We start from the raw sequence: 15,549 nt of genomic DNA, 5'->3' as shown, positions 1-15,549 counted from the left end.
ACAATTTAAATCCTATTCTAATGAAAAAAATACTTGTTCCTATCGACTTTTCGGATGAAGCAAAATATGCCTGTAAAGTAGCCGCTTCGATAGCTAAAAAAACAGGAAGTGAAATAATTTTATTGCACATGTTAGACATCCCAACGGATGCTATTGACCCTCTTGAATCAGACATTACAAGAGGCGGTGCTCAAACCATCCTTTTTATGAAAGGTATTCATAGACGTTTTGAAAAATTAAAAAAACAACCTTTCTTTGATGGTGTAAAAATAAATGAAAATGTTAAATTTCATAAAGCTTTTGAAGGCGTAATTGAAGAAAGTAAAAATAACGATGTTGATTTAATTGTTATGGGCTCTCAAGGCTCTACAGGTCTTAAAGAAATGTTAGTGGGCTCAAATACTGAAAAAGTAGTTAGACAATCAGACATTCCTGTTTTGGTTATCAAGCAAGATATTGAAAATTTTGAGATTAATAATATTATTTTTGCTTCTGACTTTGGGGAAGGCAGTAAAAAATCATTCCAAAATGTAATTGATTTTGCAAATATGTTTAAAGCAAAATTACATTTACTTTTTATCAACACCGCTCGAAACTTTGAACCAACAGAAGTCACTAATACCAAATTGAAAAATTTTGTAACCGATTTTGAAATCAAAGACTTCACATTAAACACCTATAATGACTACACTATTGAAGAGGGCATCTTAAATTATGGTAAAAAAATTAATGCCGACATTATAGCTATAAACACACATGGAAGAAGTGGGTTAGCACAATTATTTAATGAAAGTATCAGTAAAGAGCTGGCTAATCATGCATTACGACCAGTTGTAACTTTTAAAATTTAAACATAAATTACATATAATTTATAAAAGGCTCTTTTAAATAAAAGGAGCCTTTTTTAATTGAGAAAAATTGATTAAATTAGAGAATTATAATTGACCCATTAACCACTACCTATGAAAACAATTCTTGTACCTATCGATTTTTCTGAAGAAGCAAAATACGCCTGTAAAGTTGCAGCTTCAATTGCAAAACAAACCAATAGTCAAATTATCTTACTACACATGTTAGACATCCCCTCTACCTCAGTAGATCCAATGACTGAAAGCAATTTAGGTGGTGGAGCACAAACGATCTTTTATATGAAAACGATTCACAAAAAATTCGCAGAATTTAAAGCGTTTCCTTTTTTTGATGGTATAAAGGTTATTGAGTCTGTGATTTTTAAAAAAGCTTTTCAAGGTGTTATTGAAGAAAGTAGTAAAAACAAAGTGGAACTTATTGTTATGGGGTCACAAGGTGCCACCGGAATCAAAGAGATGTTAGTTGGGTCTAATACTGAAAAAGTAGTGAGACAATCAGATATTCCTGTTTTAGTTATCAAGCAAGATATTGAGAATTTCAAAATTAAAAACATGATCTTCGCTTCAGATTTTAGTGAAAACAGTAAGAAAAATTTCCAAAAAGTGATTGACTTTGCTACGCTTTTTAACGCTAAAATTCATTTTCTTTATATAAACACTATTCATAATTTTGAGTCTACTAGAGATTCAAGAGAAAAAATAAACAACTATATTTCATCTTTTAAACTAGAAGACTACACTGCTAACATTTATAATGACACCAGTATTGAAGAAGGTATTTTAAACTACGGTAAAGAAATAGATGCAGACGTTATCGCCATAAACACTCACGGAAGAAGTGGTTTATCACAATTATTCAACGAAAGTATTAGTAAAGAATTAGCGAATCACGCTCTAAGACCTGTTGTGACTTTTAAAATATAAAAAAATCAAATTTTAAATCTATTAATTAAATTAATCACAATTTATTGGCGATCAAGGCCCTATATTTACACTAAAACATTGATTTAATTATCTTATTTCATCCTATATCATCAAAGTCCTTGTATTTTACTATTTTTGAATAAATTATAAGTCGGAATTTACTTTATGAACAACCATGTTACGTTAAAACAATTAGCCAAAGAGTTAGGCCTATCGATCTCTACAGTATCGAAAGCTTTAAAGAATAGTTATGAAATAAATGACAAAACAATTTTAAGGGTTCAGGCATTAGCTAAAAAACACAATTACCGCCCTAATAGAATGGCCTTAAGTTTGAAAAACAATCAAACTAAAACTATTGGTGTAATTATACCTAACATCTTAAATTATTTTTTCTCTAAAGTGCTTTTAGGTATTGAAGACGAAGCTAATAAAAATGGCTATCAAATAATTATTTGTCTCTCTAATAACAAATATGAAAAAGAATTACAAAGTTTAGAATTATTAAGCGATGGTAGTGTCGATGGATTTATACTTTCAATTGCAAGAGAAACACAACGCGAAAAACACCACAACCATTTTAATAAAATCATAAAAGAGGGCTACCCTATTGTAATGTTCGACCGTGTTTCTGAAAATGTAAATTGTGACAAAGTTGTTATCGATGATTTTGAAGCAACATTTAATGCTACAAACTATCTATTAAAACAAGGTCGAAAGAAAATTGCACTCATAAGTACAGTTAGTAATTTAGATATTGGAAAACAACGAACTGATGGTTATACTGAGGCATTAAAAAAATATCAGAATTATCAAAATGATGCTATTGTAATCCCTATTACAGATAAATCTAAATATGAAAGTACTATAAGTGACATATTTAAGGAGCATAAAAATATAGATGCCATTTTAACCACGAATAATGTTTCTGCAGTAACTGCATTAAAAATGGCTCAACTGAATGGATATAAAATACCTAAAGACATTTCTGTTATTGGTTTTTCTGACGATCAAATTTCTAGATTATCTCACCCAAAACTAAGTACGATAGATCAAAATGCTTTTGAGATGGGTAAAAAAGCAGTAGAATCACTAATATCTAGACTTGCAGAAAAATCAACTACGGCTTTCAAAACACAGGTTGTAAAAACAGACTTATTGGTTAGGGAGACTACATAGGTGAAATCAAAATTAAGAAACTGTTAAGCCCATAAATCTCCTCCATAAATTGATTTAAAATAACTTTATACCTCTTAATATTTCATACCAATTACTGACCCTTAGTGAAAATTTAAAAAAAATAATTGTAACTTGGTAGTTTAAACCCTATTAACCTACACAATTATTCAGACTTAAAAAAAAGTTAGATAATTCTGTGTAATCCCCAGTTTTAAATCATATAAATATGACTCGCAAATTCAACTACCTCGCCTACCTAGCACTTGCATTAATTTTACTTCAACAAACATCCGTTTTAGCACAGAAAATTGATAATTATAAATATACGAATCAGTATGACCTCATTGAAAATACTGTTAAGAATGAAAATAACTTTAACGGTTATACCAACTATTGGCATAATAATTACAACAATGTATACCGATATGGAAACCTATATAAAATGGAGATTCCAGATATTGAAAAAACGATTTTACAAAGTAAAGTAGATATTGCAGAGGATTTTGGTATTCCAGGATTGGTAATGCAAGAAGGTTTTATAAACAATCTAATATCAGATGAGTACATAACACTGAACGAACCTTCTCTTAAAAACTTAGAGGAAGCACTCGAGAAAAACATAAATGTTATTGTTTTTGTGAATCCTAATTCTGATGTAGGTGAAAAAGTTATGGCAAAATTGCCAAAGACAAATAATTGGACTAACGAACTGACGAGTCATCAATTTAACGCAATTGATTTTGTTAAGATTAATGCTTTTTATCTTGAACTTAATCAGACAAAATTATTTGTTGTTAGTTCGAAAGATAAAACGACACGTAATAAATTTAAAACTCAAATTGACAACACTGAAAAAGTTATTAAAAAATATGATTTTCATAAAGGTTGGTTTGGTGCGTTTACACTACTCAATAGCGTAACTATTACAAAAGGACATCCTATAGAAGTGATAGGTACTGGAATGAATGAAGGTAACAGTTGGTTTGTTTTTGATGGTTATATGGATTTTTTATCAAAAGATGAAATAGCCAAATGGGTAAAAAAAGTAGATTTACCTATCATCACTGATGTTGGTGCTTCTAATGTTTTTGGGGCTAAGGATTATGAAGGGTTTCAAATACAACAAATGTATGATGCCGAATCATGGGTCAAATTTGCTAAGGAAAAAGAAGGCTATGTATTCCGACAAGTATACGACACACTGGCTGACCCCTATAAATATGATGGATACTTTGCCAACGAAGGCAACAAAGAACAGATTGACAATGAAAATGTGCCATTTGTTTTAAAAACAGGTGCATTAGATAAAGGTGCCTTATCTAGCATGGTTTTATTCATAGAAAAAGGCGAAAAACTGAGTCAAAAATCTTTGTGGAATGCCATTCTCGATAGACGAGAAGTAGGTGTTTTAGAACAAGGTAAAATGATAGGACCAGCTACCTATAGAAATGCTCTACAAATGCTAGTGCTAGACAGAATTTTTCTCGAAAATTATTTTGGTGACCCTGTTAATATAGTTGCTGAAGTTAAAGGCTATAATTTACAAGTAACCATTACAAATACTGCTAAAGTTCCGTTATCTGGAACTTTAGAAATAGCACTTCCCCCAGAAATAAAAATTAAGGGAAAATCTTCTGTTCAAATTAATCTTGACTCAAAAAGTTCAAAAACTCAATATTTTAACTTGGAACCAGAGGCAACAGCAACGAATAATACGAACCCTATCGCTGTACATTATAAATATAATGGGAAAAAGAAAAGTACCTTAACCATGTTGGATTTACCTCCTGCCATTTCGGTTCACCGACTTCTATATAGTCATGCACCAAAGGTCAGCTACCCTGTAACTATTCATAATTTTACCAATAAATCTTCTTTCCCTGTGAATATTGAAGTTGTAAATATTAAAAATGAAAGGAAAGTTGTTTTTAAAACTTCCCAAATCTGCAATGCCACTATGGGCACTTTTAAAGACCTATTATTTGACTTGAAATTAAGAGCTGGAAATTATAAAGTAAAGGTATCTGCTTTAGGCCTTAATTACACATCACAATTGGGTGTTGGCAAAGCAAAAGGAAAACCTACTTTATCTGAAATTGATTTAAACAACGATGGTGTAAATGAGTATCGTATGGAAAACGATAGCGTACAGGTTACATTACTTGCTACTGGAGCCAGAGTTATTGAATATATAATTAAGAGTAGAAACGATAATATTCTTTTTAAGCTATGGCCTGAAAAAGCTATTGATGATAAACGGTCTTTTAGAAAAAGGGGATATTATCCATACGGTGGATTTGAAGATTTTCTTGGTCAAGGGAGTATGGAAACCCACCAGGTCTATAATTCTGAAATTATTAAAAAAGAAGGCGATTACGTACAAGTTAGAATGTGGACTGATTATTTTGGCAACCGCCTAGAAAAGACATTTACACTTTACGGAAATTCTCCGTTACTGGAAATTCGGTTTGCATTGACTTTCATAAATCCCGAAGCTAATATGCTGGGTCCTCAACCCATACTTGAATTAGGAAAAAAACATTGGACAGAAGATGTATTTATGGTCCCTGAATTCGACGGCATCAATGAATATAGAATGAAGCCAGAAAAATACTATGGCCAGGCATTTGATGTAAAAGAAGGATGGAATGCAGGTTACGACACGGAAGAAGATATCACTTTTGTAGGTGCCTTTCCTGTTGATCAACCGTTATTTCTTCATATGTGGATGAACCATCCTAGAAATAGAGATGCACATCATTATTATACTGAATTTCAACCATGGCTACCTATCTTTCAAAAAAGCACGATGTATTTTTCGTATTATATTTGGGGAGCTGGAGGACCATGGGAAAATGGAGTTCAATCTTTAAGAGATCTTAATTTGATTAGCACAAGAAAAACGAAACTGTGAAAATAAACAATCTTCAACTATTAATTTTATCAATATAAAAGCCCTTAATGGGTATTTAATTAAAATAAACTAATACCAATCAACCAACATAAATAATTGAACACAATAGGTTGGCAAAAATTTAATCAGATGAAAAAAAGTCCATTTTATATATTAATTACTTTATCTTTTATATGCTTTTTTACGATACCTAGTTATGGTAATAATGGTAAAACGGCAGACTTGGAAATTGAAAAACTTGAATTGGGTTATCCTAGCCCCGCTATTCCTTTTTATCATTTATTGGCAGATGTAAAATTGCCTAATGCCTCAATCATAGAAGTAGAAGTTATTGTAAATGGAAAAACACTACGTTTTACCGATTTACATAGATCAAAAGACATCATGAATAGAAATAGACCAGCTCTGACGCATCGCCCACCTTCTGGCTATGGCTTATCTCAAGATGGAACATTATATACCAATCCTCATATTGTGGGCTGGGTAAAATGGGAAGCAGGAAAACAATATAAAATAACCATAAAAGTAAGAACTAAGAAAGATATTCACGCATCAAAAAAAGATGTAATTCTAACGAGTACTAAAACAATTACAGCACCATCTGATGTTACAACTTTTGACAATAGTTGGAAAAACTACAAGTCAATCATTTTGTCTGAAACTGCCGGGCTAGACAGAAAAAATGAGCCTGTAGAAGTATTACTTCCATTTTATCCAGATGAAGCATTACATCTGAAACGTGAAATACGAGTAGTTTCCATTGACACCGAAACCCATGAGATAGAAGAAGTTCCAAGTCAGGTTTACGACATTAAAAAATTCTTAAAAGAAGATGATTTAGAGCCAGATGCAAACGGAAAACCAACGCGAGAATCCCCAATTTGGTACGGCACCATTACAGCACGTGTGGCCTTTTTAGCGAATGTTCCGGCTAAATCGAGCAAAGTGTTTTTGATTTATTACAATAACGAGAATGCTTTAACAAAAATGTACGAAACCGATCTTAAAGTTCAAGGAGAAGCACCTGGACTTAGAATAGATAATGATATTTACACCATCGGTTTACACCCAGACTCAGGTCATTTAGATCAAATAACTTTAAAAAGTAAGCCAAATTATCCTTTATTCCACCGCATGGAAACGAATGGTGCTATACACTGGAACCCTGGCACATGGGCTCCTCCACGTCCTTGGACCCATACCGCAGATTGGAAACCCCCAAAGAATGTGAATTACATTTCTGGACCTATTATCTCAACGGCAGAAATGTGGGATAACTTAAGAGAATTGCCAGAGGTTGACGCTTCAGTGCGTTATCAATTTTACCCTGGCTTGCCATATTTTATTAGTTCAACCACCATGAGAATTAATAAAAGAATTGATGCTATTGCACTTAGAAATGGCGAAATTGTATTTAAGCGAGAGCAGATGACCCATGCAGCATGGTACGATGTAATTAGCGACAGTGTTATTGTTTATAATGTTAAAGACATGCCAGATCTTACCGATATAAATATGGAAGCTGACACACCATGGATTACCTTTTATAATGAAGAAACTGGAATTGGTTTTAGTGGCATACAATTAAATTATTCAAATGCCGGATTAGAATCGAGACCTCGATTGCTCAATCCTTATATGTATATTACTGGCGGACCTTGGATTTATTGGGCTCGTGCATTATCCTTAAGTTTTTTATCATCAAATATGCAACAAGTAATCCCCGTTTTAGAAGGAAACTTCTTTGCCGAGAAATGGGCATATCTTACCTATGAAATTGAAAAAGGAGATAAACCCTATAGTCCAGTTTTATACTGGCAGAAAAGATTAAAGAATCCATTAAGAATTCATTTAGTTGAAGAGGTAGATGACCGTGTTTCTAGAACGGTCAATGAAATCTTTATTGATGATGGAAAAAGTGGATGGGAGAATAGAAAAACAGGTAAACATTAATAAAACAAAATCTTAACATTTAAAACAAGCATGTTAAGAGTATAGTCACGGAAGGGAATGATGAATAGCGAAAAGTCTCGACGCTTCGGGATGCCCCTTAAACAATAAATGTAAACTCATGAAATATCTATTGATTTTAGCTCTACTGTTCTGCTTGTCTTGTTCTTCACAAACCAAAACTTATCTCGTCAAGAAAACAGATAATGCTATTATAGTTACTGGAAATGGATCTGATAAGGCTTGGGAAGACGCCAATATTTTAACCGCATTTTTATACCCATGGCAACCTAAAAACCTACCTGCTACAGCATTTAAAGCTTTGTGGTCAGATACACATTTGTATTTTTTGTACAATGTAGAGGATAGCGAAATCATCACACCCGAAAGAGGTCTTGGAGAACTTGATGCTGTACAATCAGATAGAGTTGAGATATTCTTTAAGGCAGCTGATGAAACTAAACCCTATTTTTCTTTAGAAATGGATGCTCTAGGAAGGTGTCTTGATTCTGACGCACAGTTTTTTAAAAATAATATTGATATCGATTGGAGTTGGCCAAAAGATGATTTCGTTTTAAAAGCATCTCAAAATGAAGAAGGTTATACAGTAGAAGGGTCTATAAGTTTGGCTTCGCTTAGGAAGTTAGGTATTTATCAAGACGATGAAATTTTAAATGCTGGATTATACAGAGGCGAATATTATAGTAAAGAAGATGGTAAAACTGGAATAAAATGGATTAGTTGGGTAATAGCTAACCCTGATAAACCTAACTTTCATGTTCCTAATTCTTTTGGGATTCTTAGATTAGAAAACTAAATATAACTTTGTGAGAACGAATCAGTTTACAAGTTACAATAACATAAACTTCTAACTAAAGGCGTCTATTGATAATGTAAGGCCAAATAAATATCTTTTAGATTTATGGACTTAAGTTAACAAGATGAGGAACATTTGTTTTATGATAAAAGTTGAAATTAAATAGTTTATGACCTTTCAATAGATGGACAAAAAGAATTTAATATTATTTGGTTTGATTTAGATGCAAAGGAAGTCATAATGTCTAATAAAATTAAATTCGAATCCTTTATGAATAGTGTTTTTCAATTAAACAAGAATAGTGAACTCGAGGGTACTTTTGAACTCACTGAACCAAAAAGCAATTAATTAGTCTTTTAAGATTCAACGGGCCTAAATTCTATATTTTAATAAATAAAATTGAAGTAATAACTATTCAGAAAGCATGACAAAAATAAAAAACGTCACAAAAATTACATAAAACAAAAAAACGCCTAATAATCAATAGATTAAAAGACGTTTTTGTTGTCCCACAAGGACTACCATACTCAATTAACCCAGTTTAATTAAAATTTATTCCTTATATTAGTAGTGTCATAAGCTAACGTTAATTCAGGTTAATCAAATAGCATCAAATTAAATCAAATTTTATCCCCCTATTTTGCCCCCCTTTTAATTGTTTAGTTTTGACATTAATACGAGTTAAATTCTATTAAGTTAAAATTCATTAAACATGAACACTTCTTTCATTTTACGTAAAGACAAAATTAGTAAAGACGGTTTAATACCAATTAGACTATTAATTACTTTAGATGGAGAACGCATAAGACGCAATGTAAAAAATGTAAAAACAAATATTAAATTCTGGAAAAACCAAAGAATTAAACCTAATCCAAAAAATGAATCCTATAATTTTCATATTGAATATAACAAGGAATTAGATGAACTTGAAGAAAAGGTTAAACTGATTTATAGGTTTGCTTTATTAAACAATATTACATTAAGCAAAGAGTATGTTCTAAATAAGTTAGAAAACAACACTTTTAACTCTAATAATATTGCACCTGATTTTTTTGATTCTTATCATGAGTTTATTGAAACAAACCGAAGCTCTAAAGCAATAGGTACTACAAAAAAATATGTTTCTACAGTAAATTTTATAAAAGATTTTCAAAATGAAACTGGCTATCATGTAACGTTTGATAGTTTGAATATCGAATACTATGAAAAGTTTCGAGATTATGCATTTGGAAATAGAAATACATTAAACAATTACTTTGGGAAACTAATTACCGGAACAAAAACTTTTATGAATTGGGCTTTTGAACGTGGTTATCATTCAAATTTAGAATTCAAAAAGTTCAAAACCGTACAAAATGATATTGAGGTCATTTACCTTACCATGGATGAGTTAATGTTATTGTACAATTTTAAATTTGAATCAAAAAGACTCGAACATGTTAGAGACTTTTACTGTTTTGGGTGTTTTACTGGGTTGCGATTTAGCGACCTTAAACAGTTGAAAAAATCAAATGTTTTTAATGACCATATTCGTCTAAATATTCAAAAAACAAAAACAATTGACCATACTATACCACTAAACAAATTTGCAAAAGAGATTTTAGAAAAGTATAGCGACACACTCTACCAACCTTTACCAGCAATTTCAGGCCAAAAATTCAATCAATATATTAAAGAGTGTTGTGAAATTGTTGGTATAACAACATCAATTAACATTACTAGATATATAGGCAACAGAAGAATTGATAAAATTTTACCAAAATATCAATTAATTACTAGTCATACTGCTAGAAAAACATTTGTAACTAATAGTCTCGTATTGGGAATGAAAGAAATGATTGTTAGAAACATTACAGGACACAAGGATGATAAATCTTTTAGAAAATATGTCGAAATCGCAGAAGATTTCAAAAAAGAAGAAATGAATATTTGGAATAAAATTTAGATATGGAAAAGTTTTTTAAATATACGGAAATATTTGAGCGTAAAACTATTATGCTACTCCTAGCATTTAATCACTTCAAGAAAAAAATTAATCGTTTTGAATTAAAGCTATATATTGGTTTATATATTTTACTATTAATCTTTTTTCAATGGTACTATTTTGGAGTTTTATCAAATGCTTCAAATAACCCAATTTCTATTAATATTTCAGTAATATTACTACTGATTCCTACAACTTGGGTAATTATACTATGTTTCAGGATGTTATTTTTTGAAATATTTCCGAAATATAAAAGATTTAGTAAAAAAACTATTGCGTTAAAGAAGGAATTAAAAAATGCAAATTCAACAAGTAGCAATACCAAAGATTTAGCTTTAAATACACAAAATAATGTTGAGCGAACTCAAACTAGAAAACTCAAACTGAATGATGGATTTTCTCATTCATATATTACGAGTGAATTAGAAAAATTACTTAATGAAGACATCAAACTTATGAGGTCTTTTGTTTACCACCATTTTGAAACTAGTGATTGGAGAAAAAAATTCAGAACTTTATCTGTAAGAAAACACATTCCTGAAATTAAAATAAATAGAGATAGATATATTGAATTTTATTGGGTTCTTTATAAAGGTAAAGTTCTGAGCAATAGCTTTACTGAGATTTCTGAATTTCTAATAAATACCCATGGGAAAATTGAAAATTCAGCTTTTTACAATAAAAGTGTTTCTACAATACAAGGTATTCCATCAGAAAAGGATTTTCATAAAAAATATTCAAAAGAGCCATCATTACGTACCTTTTTTAATCAGAACTCGAAATGACTATTAGTTTTCGATATTTTTATACACCTGATTTAAAGCTTATTAACACCATTTTTTTCGAATATTAAATTAATCGAACGCATTTTAATAGAATTTAGCCCTGTTAAATCTAAAAACTATTAATTATGTCGAACGTTATTTTATACGGGTTCACTAACAAAGACCTCGAAAGAACTATTGAAGTGGTAGTAAATAGGCTCAGAAAAACTGAGCTAATTACTTCTAACAACAACAATCCAGAAGAAGACCGCTTAACCCAAAGAGAAGCTGCAGAACTACTTGGAATTACTGTTCAATGTCTTATTCAGTGGAAAAAGAAAAAATTAGTTCCCTATTATCAAATCGGAAGATCTATCTTTTACTCTAAAAAAGAACTCTTACAACAAGCTCGTAATAATCCTGCTTTAGTCAAAACTAGAAGAAAATAATTGTTTTGTCTTATGAAAAAGAGCAATGGACTTTATCTCGTTAAAGATCCCAAAAAGAAAACAATTTTCGATTATACCTATGAATATCTATGTTCAAAATATGATATATTTTATAATGAAATATCCCATGATTTTCAGATCTCTTTGAAAGGAAATAAATCATGGCATTATCTCAATGTAAATTCTCTCATTATAGAGTTGGCCAAAGCAGGGATTGATATCAGTTCGGCTAAGCTTGAGATATTGATTAAGTCAGAACTCATCAAAAAACACAATCCTATTATAGAATACTTTCATGGGCTACCCAAATGGGATGGGTTTGACCATATTGCCAAATTAGCTTCCTATGTGCCTACCTATGATGACCAAGCCTTTCTGTATCATTTAAAGAAATGGTTGGTTCGAGCTATTCGATGTGCATTTGAACCAAATTATTTCAATAAACAGGCCATTATTATCAGCCATAAAGGTCAAAGCTCTGGTAAATCGACCTGGTGTCGCTTTTTATGCCCACCTGAATTGAATGAATACATGGCCGAAGATATCGGAAATGATAAAGATGCAAGAATTCAATTGTGTAGAAATTTTCTTTACAATCTTGATGAATTGGCAGTACTCTCTAAAAAGGATGTTAATGCCCTTAAAGCATTTTTCTCTAAAACATTCATTAATGAAAGACTTCCGTATGATAGAAAGAACACCACCTTACCCAGAATATGCTCTTTTATGGGTTCTACCAATATGTCTTCGTTTCTAAATGATGAAACGGGTTCTGTACGTTGGTTGTGTTTTGAGCTAATGGATCAAATTGATTTTGCGTATTCAAAAGAAGTTGACATCAAAAATGTATGGACACAAGCCTATCATTTAGCGTATAAAGACAAAGATTTTAATCCCGAACTAACTATTAAGGATATTCAAGAAAATGAAGAACGAAACAAGAAATACACCAGTCTTACAACAGAACAAGAGCTAATTGCCAAGTATTATGAAAAATCAACCGAGATGGAAGATTTTGTTACGGCATCTGATGTAATGGTCTCATTATCTTGTTTAAACGTAAGATTGAACAAAGTAAATGTTGGTAAAGCTTTTACTGGTTTTAACTTTCAAAGAGTGAAGCATTCTAAAAGACAGCTTTATGGATATTTGGCAAAATCAACTTTTAAAAATAGCCCATGGGAATTGGAATTTCCTATAAATACTTAAAATCACTTACCATCTTACCTAAAGGTTCTAAACACCTTATGGATAAAGGGATGTGCTTAGGTAAGATTGATAAGTATTGTCTTACCTGAACCTACCTAACTTACCTGTTTAGGTAAGAAAGGTAAGTCGAATTTAGTACTCACCTAAGACCTTAACCCTTATGAATAAAGGATTAGTCGAGTAGGTAAGTGAAAATCATAAAAACAAAAAAAATGCTCATGAAAAGAAAAAAAATAACATGTGAAATAGCCCGTACTATTTCCATCGTAAAAACGCTGGCAACATTAGGGCACTTTCCCACAAAAGAGACGGAGAAAGAAGCTTGGTTTCTAAGTGTCCTACGGTCAGAAACCCAAGCCTCTTTCAAAGTTTCCAAACTAATTAATCGATGGTACGACCATGGAAATGGAATGGGTGGAAATGTAATTGACCTTATTGTATTGGTGTTAAAATATTCCGTTAAAGAAGCATTGGAATTTTTAGGTAACGATAGTCCTCTTTTTTCTTTTCAACAGCAAACCCTTTTTTCAGATCTGCCTAAAGCAATTCAACAGAAGGAAACTAAAATAACCATTGTCAGAACAAAAACAATTGAGCATCCTGCTTTAATTCAATATCTAAGATCAAGACAGATTCCATTAGAGATAGCCAAACGCTGTTGTTCTGAAGTATGGTATCGAAATCATGGGAAAACGTTTTTTGCAATTGGATTGGAAAACCATTTAGGTGGATGGGAACTAAGAAATAAATTCTTTAAAAATTGTAGTTCCCCAAAATCATACACCTATCTAACTAAAGGTAAGAAACAACTGATAATTGTTGAAGGTATGTTTGATTTGTTATCCTTAGCTGTTTTAGATAAGATGTTAATTTATGAATCCGATATTATAGTATTAAACTCGATTGCCTTTATAAATGGGGTAGTCCAACTTCTAAAGAAATATCAAAAAGTATTGTTGCTTCTGGACAATGATAGCAATGGAAATAAAATAACCACATACTTATTAGACCAGTATAAAAATGTTATTGACCAAAGTTGTGTGTATTTAAATTATAAAGATCTCAATGAAAAATTAATCGATGGAATTATTTAGAAAGATGTTATGAAAATGGAAAAAAAAATTAAAAGAGAAATTGGGATAAATAAGTACAGTATAGTAATACCACCTGACCATTTGAAACAAGATTCCGAATGTTTGGAATGGGAGATGGAACTAAAAAAATTGGATGAAAGTGTTGGCGGTGCGGGAAGTGCAAGATGTGTTTTTGTTGCCACAAAAACAACCTTGCCTGCTTCCGAAGGTCGCAGGGTTAAAAAAAAGTCTTTTAAGGCAAAAAGCGTTTTTATCAAATTGAGGTGTTCCTATTTCGAGAAAAAACTCTTAAAAGTAAAAGCTAAAAAATGTGGATTAACACTCAGTGAATATATCCGGAAAGTTGCACTTGAAGAAAAAACAATAGAACGACTGACCGATGAACAAATTGACATTTATAAAATGCTGGTACACTATCATAATAGTTTCAAGTCAATCGGCAATATGTATAAAAAACGGAATCCCAACCTTACCCAAAAAGTGCATCAATTGGCTGATGAAATTAAGTTACATCTTAACAACTTCAAAAAGTGATCGGTAAAGGAAAATCCATATCACAAACCAGTGCTTCCATCTCTTACGGTTGGAATCAAGAAAAAGGTGCTGAAGTTATTTTAAGGCAACATTTAATTGGTGATAAACCTTCTGAGATTTCAAAAGAATTTAAAACCATACAGGATATGAATTCCCGTTGTAAAAAAAATACAATGTCTTTTATTATAAGTCCTACCATTAGCGATGGGAAAAAATTACAAGCAAAAGACTTACATGAAATAACCAAAAGATTTATGGACCAAATGAAATTGGGGGAACGGCAAGCGATTGCATTTGTCCATCAAGACAAACAACATAAGCATATCCATTTATATGTCAACAGGATTGATTTTAACGGAAAAGCATACAATGACAGCTTTGTTGGGAAAAAGAGCCAACTGGCAGCAGAAAGGGTTGCGGAAGAAATGAAGCTGACAACGGTAAAACAAGTACAGCTCGAAAAGGAATTCAATCAAAGGGAAATCAGGGCTGAAATAAAAAGAAGGCATGATTTAAGTATGAAGCAATTTAGACCGAAGTCATTTGACGAATATATCAAAGCGATGGAAACCAATGGGGTTAAAGTAATTCCATCGATCAACAATCAAAATAAACTGCAAGGCTTCCGGTTTGAATTTGACGGTCATAATTTAAAAGGTAGTGAGGTCAATCGGAAAATGTCAATACTAAATATTGGCAAAGAACTTAACAAAAATCCTAACGCTGAATTTTTCAAAGCGAAAAACAATCAAGTAAAATTATTGGGAAGGACAGTGGAACTAACCCCAAACTTGGCTCTAAAAATAACTAAGACAGTAATTAAAAAAGTAATCGACCTCGGAATGGGTATCTAAATAAAAAC

Annotated in this window: 13 protein-coding genes; all 13 read left to right on the top strand. The window is 31.6% G+C overall.

Going from position 1 to position 15,549, the window contains the following annotated elements; genetic code table 11:
* The first annotated feature begins 20 nt into the window (after window positions 1–20).
* The 13 genes from FF125_RS01725 (at window position 21) to FF125_RS01665 (ending at window position 15,541) form a co-directional block, all read left to right on the top strand.
* The gene (locus FF125_RS01725; protein WP_138948165.1) at window positions 21–851 is read left to right on the top strand and encodes a universal stress protein; all 831 of its coding nucleotides are present in this window, start codon (window positions 21–23) and stop codon (window positions 849–851) included.
* Between the two features lie 111 nt (window positions 852–962).
* On the top strand, window positions 963–1,793 hold the full coding sequence (locus tag FF125_RS01720) for a universal stress protein (protein ID WP_117882102.1): 831 nt from the start codon (window positions 963–965) through the stop codon (window positions 1,791–1,793).
* 165 nt (window positions 1,794–1,958) lie between these two features.
* On the top strand, window positions 1,959–2,972 hold the full coding sequence (locus FF125_RS01715; RefSeq protein ID WP_138948164.1) for a LacI family DNA-binding transcriptional regulator: 1,014 nt from the start codon (window positions 1,959–1,961) through the stop codon (window positions 2,970–2,972).
* Between the two features lie 226 nt (window positions 2,973–3,198).
* Complete coding sequence (locus tag FF125_RS01710) at window positions 3,199–5,886, top strand: hypothetical protein (RefSeq protein ID WP_138948163.1); 2,688 nt, start codon at window positions 3,199–3,201, stop codon at window positions 5,884–5,886.
* Window positions 5,887–6,015: 129 nt separating this feature from the next.
* Window positions 6,016–7,839 carry a hypothetical protein gene (locus FF125_RS01705; protein ID WP_138948162.1) on the top strand — a complete coding sequence of 608 codons (1,824 nt, stop codon included), beginning with the start codon at window positions 6,016–6,018 and terminating at the stop codon, window positions 7,837–7,839.
* 118 nt (window positions 7,840–7,957) lie between these two features.
* Window positions 7,958–8,653: a carbohydrate-binding family 9-like protein gene (locus tag FF125_RS01700; protein WP_138948161.1), complete on the top strand. Its 696-nt coding sequence runs from the start codon at window positions 7,958–7,960 to the stop codon at window positions 8,651–8,653.
* 712 nt (window positions 8,654–9,365) lie between these two features.
* Window positions 9,366–10,598, top strand: a complete 1,233-nt coding sequence (locus FF125_RS01695) for a site-specific integrase (protein ID WP_138948160.1) — start codon at window positions 9,366–9,368, stop codon at window positions 10,596–10,598.
* A 2-nt stretch (window positions 10,599–10,600) separates the two neighbouring features.
* Window positions 10,601–11,422: a hypothetical protein gene (locus FF125_RS01690; protein ID WP_138948159.1), complete on the top strand. Its 822-nt coding sequence runs from the start codon at window positions 10,601–10,603 to the stop codon at window positions 11,420–11,422.
* Window positions 11,423–11,547: 125 nt separating this feature from the next.
* On the top strand, window positions 11,548–11,850 hold the full coding sequence (locus FF125_RS01685) for a helix-turn-helix domain-containing protein (RefSeq protein WP_138948158.1): 303 nt from the start codon (window positions 11,548–11,550) through the stop codon (window positions 11,848–11,850).
* 12 nt (window positions 11,851–11,862) lie between these two features.
* On the top strand, window positions 11,863–13,059 hold the full coding sequence (locus tag FF125_RS01680) for a VapE domain-containing protein (RefSeq protein WP_138948157.1): 1,197 nt from the start codon (window positions 11,863–11,865) through the stop codon (window positions 13,057–13,059).
* Window positions 13,060–13,277: 218 nt separating this feature from the next.
* Window positions 13,278–14,153: a toprim domain-containing protein gene (locus tag FF125_RS01675; RefSeq protein WP_138948156.1), complete on the top strand. Its 876-nt coding sequence runs from the start codon at window positions 13,278–13,280 to the stop codon at window positions 14,151–14,153.
* Window positions 14,154–14,168: 15 nt separating this feature from the next.
* Window positions 14,169–14,687 carry a mobilization protein MbpA gene (mbpA, locus tag FF125_RS01670; RefSeq protein WP_250629657.1) on the top strand — a complete coding sequence of 173 codons (519 nt, stop codon included), beginning with the start codon at window positions 14,169–14,171 and terminating at the stop codon, window positions 14,685–14,687.
* The gene (locus tag FF125_RS01665) at window positions 14,684–15,541 is read left to right on the top strand and encodes a relaxase/mobilization nuclease domain-containing protein (protein WP_138948155.1); all 858 of its coding nucleotides are present in this window, start codon (window positions 14,684–14,686) and stop codon (window positions 15,539–15,541) included. Before mbpA ends, FF125_RS01665 begins: the two co-directional genes overlap by 4 nt.
* Window positions 15,542–15,549 lie beyond the last annotated feature (8 nt).

Source organism: Aureibaculum algae, from assembly GCF_006065315.1.
In the GTDB taxonomy this organism is placed as follows: Bacteria; Bacteroidota; Bacteroidia; order Flavobacteriales; family Flavobacteriaceae; genus Aureibaculum; species Aureibaculum algae.
Note: the sequence above shows the minus strand (reverse complement) of the source record. Positions and strands in the feature narration are given on the sequence as shown.

What these genes read in the sequence shown, in the direction of transcription:
- FF125_RS01690 (WP_138948159.1), top strand. Translation starts at nt 10,601, where the DNA reads ATGGAAAAGTTTTTTAAATATACGGAAATATTTGAGCGTAAAACTATT.
- FF125_RS01710 (WP_138948163.1), top strand. Translation starts at nt 3,199, where the DNA reads ATGACTCGCAAATTCAACTACCTCGCCTACCTAGCACTTGCATTAATT.
- mbpA (WP_250629657.1), top strand. Translation starts at nt 14,169, where the DNA reads ATGGAAAAAAAAATTAAAAGAGAAATTGGGATAAATAAGTACAGTATA.
- FF125_RS01715 (WP_138948164.1), top strand. Translation starts at nt 1,959, where the DNA reads ATGAACAACCATGTTACGTTAAAACAATTAGCCAAAGAGTTAGGCCTA.
- FF125_RS01700 (WP_138948161.1), top strand. Translation starts at nt 7,958, where the DNA reads ATGAAATATCTATTGATTTTAGCTCTACTGTTCTGCTTGTCTTGTTCT.
- FF125_RS01680 (WP_138948157.1), top strand. Translation starts at nt 11,863, where the DNA reads ATGAAAAAGAGCAATGGACTTTATCTCGTTAAAGATCCCAAAAAGAAA.
- FF125_RS01675 (WP_138948156.1), top strand. Translation starts at nt 13,278, where the DNA reads ATGAAAAGAAAAAAAATAACATGTGAAATAGCCCGTACTATTTCCATC.
- FF125_RS01695 (WP_138948160.1), top strand. Translation starts at nt 9,366, where the DNA reads ATGAACACTTCTTTCATTTTACGTAAAGACAAAATTAGTAAAGACGGT.
- FF125_RS01725 (WP_138948165.1), top strand. Translation starts at nt 21, where the DNA reads ATGAAAAAAATACTTGTTCCTATCGACTTTTCGGATGAAGCAAAATAT.
- FF125_RS01685 (WP_138948158.1), top strand. Translation starts at nt 11,548, where the DNA reads ATGTCGAACGTTATTTTATACGGGTTCACTAACAAAGACCTCGAAAGA.
- FF125_RS01705 (WP_138948162.1), top strand. Translation starts at nt 6,016, where the DNA reads ATGAAAAAAAGTCCATTTTATATATTAATTACTTTATCTTTTATATGC.
- FF125_RS01720 (WP_117882102.1), top strand. Translation starts at nt 963, where the DNA reads ATGAAAACAATTCTTGTACCTATCGATTTTTCTGAAGAAGCAAAATAC.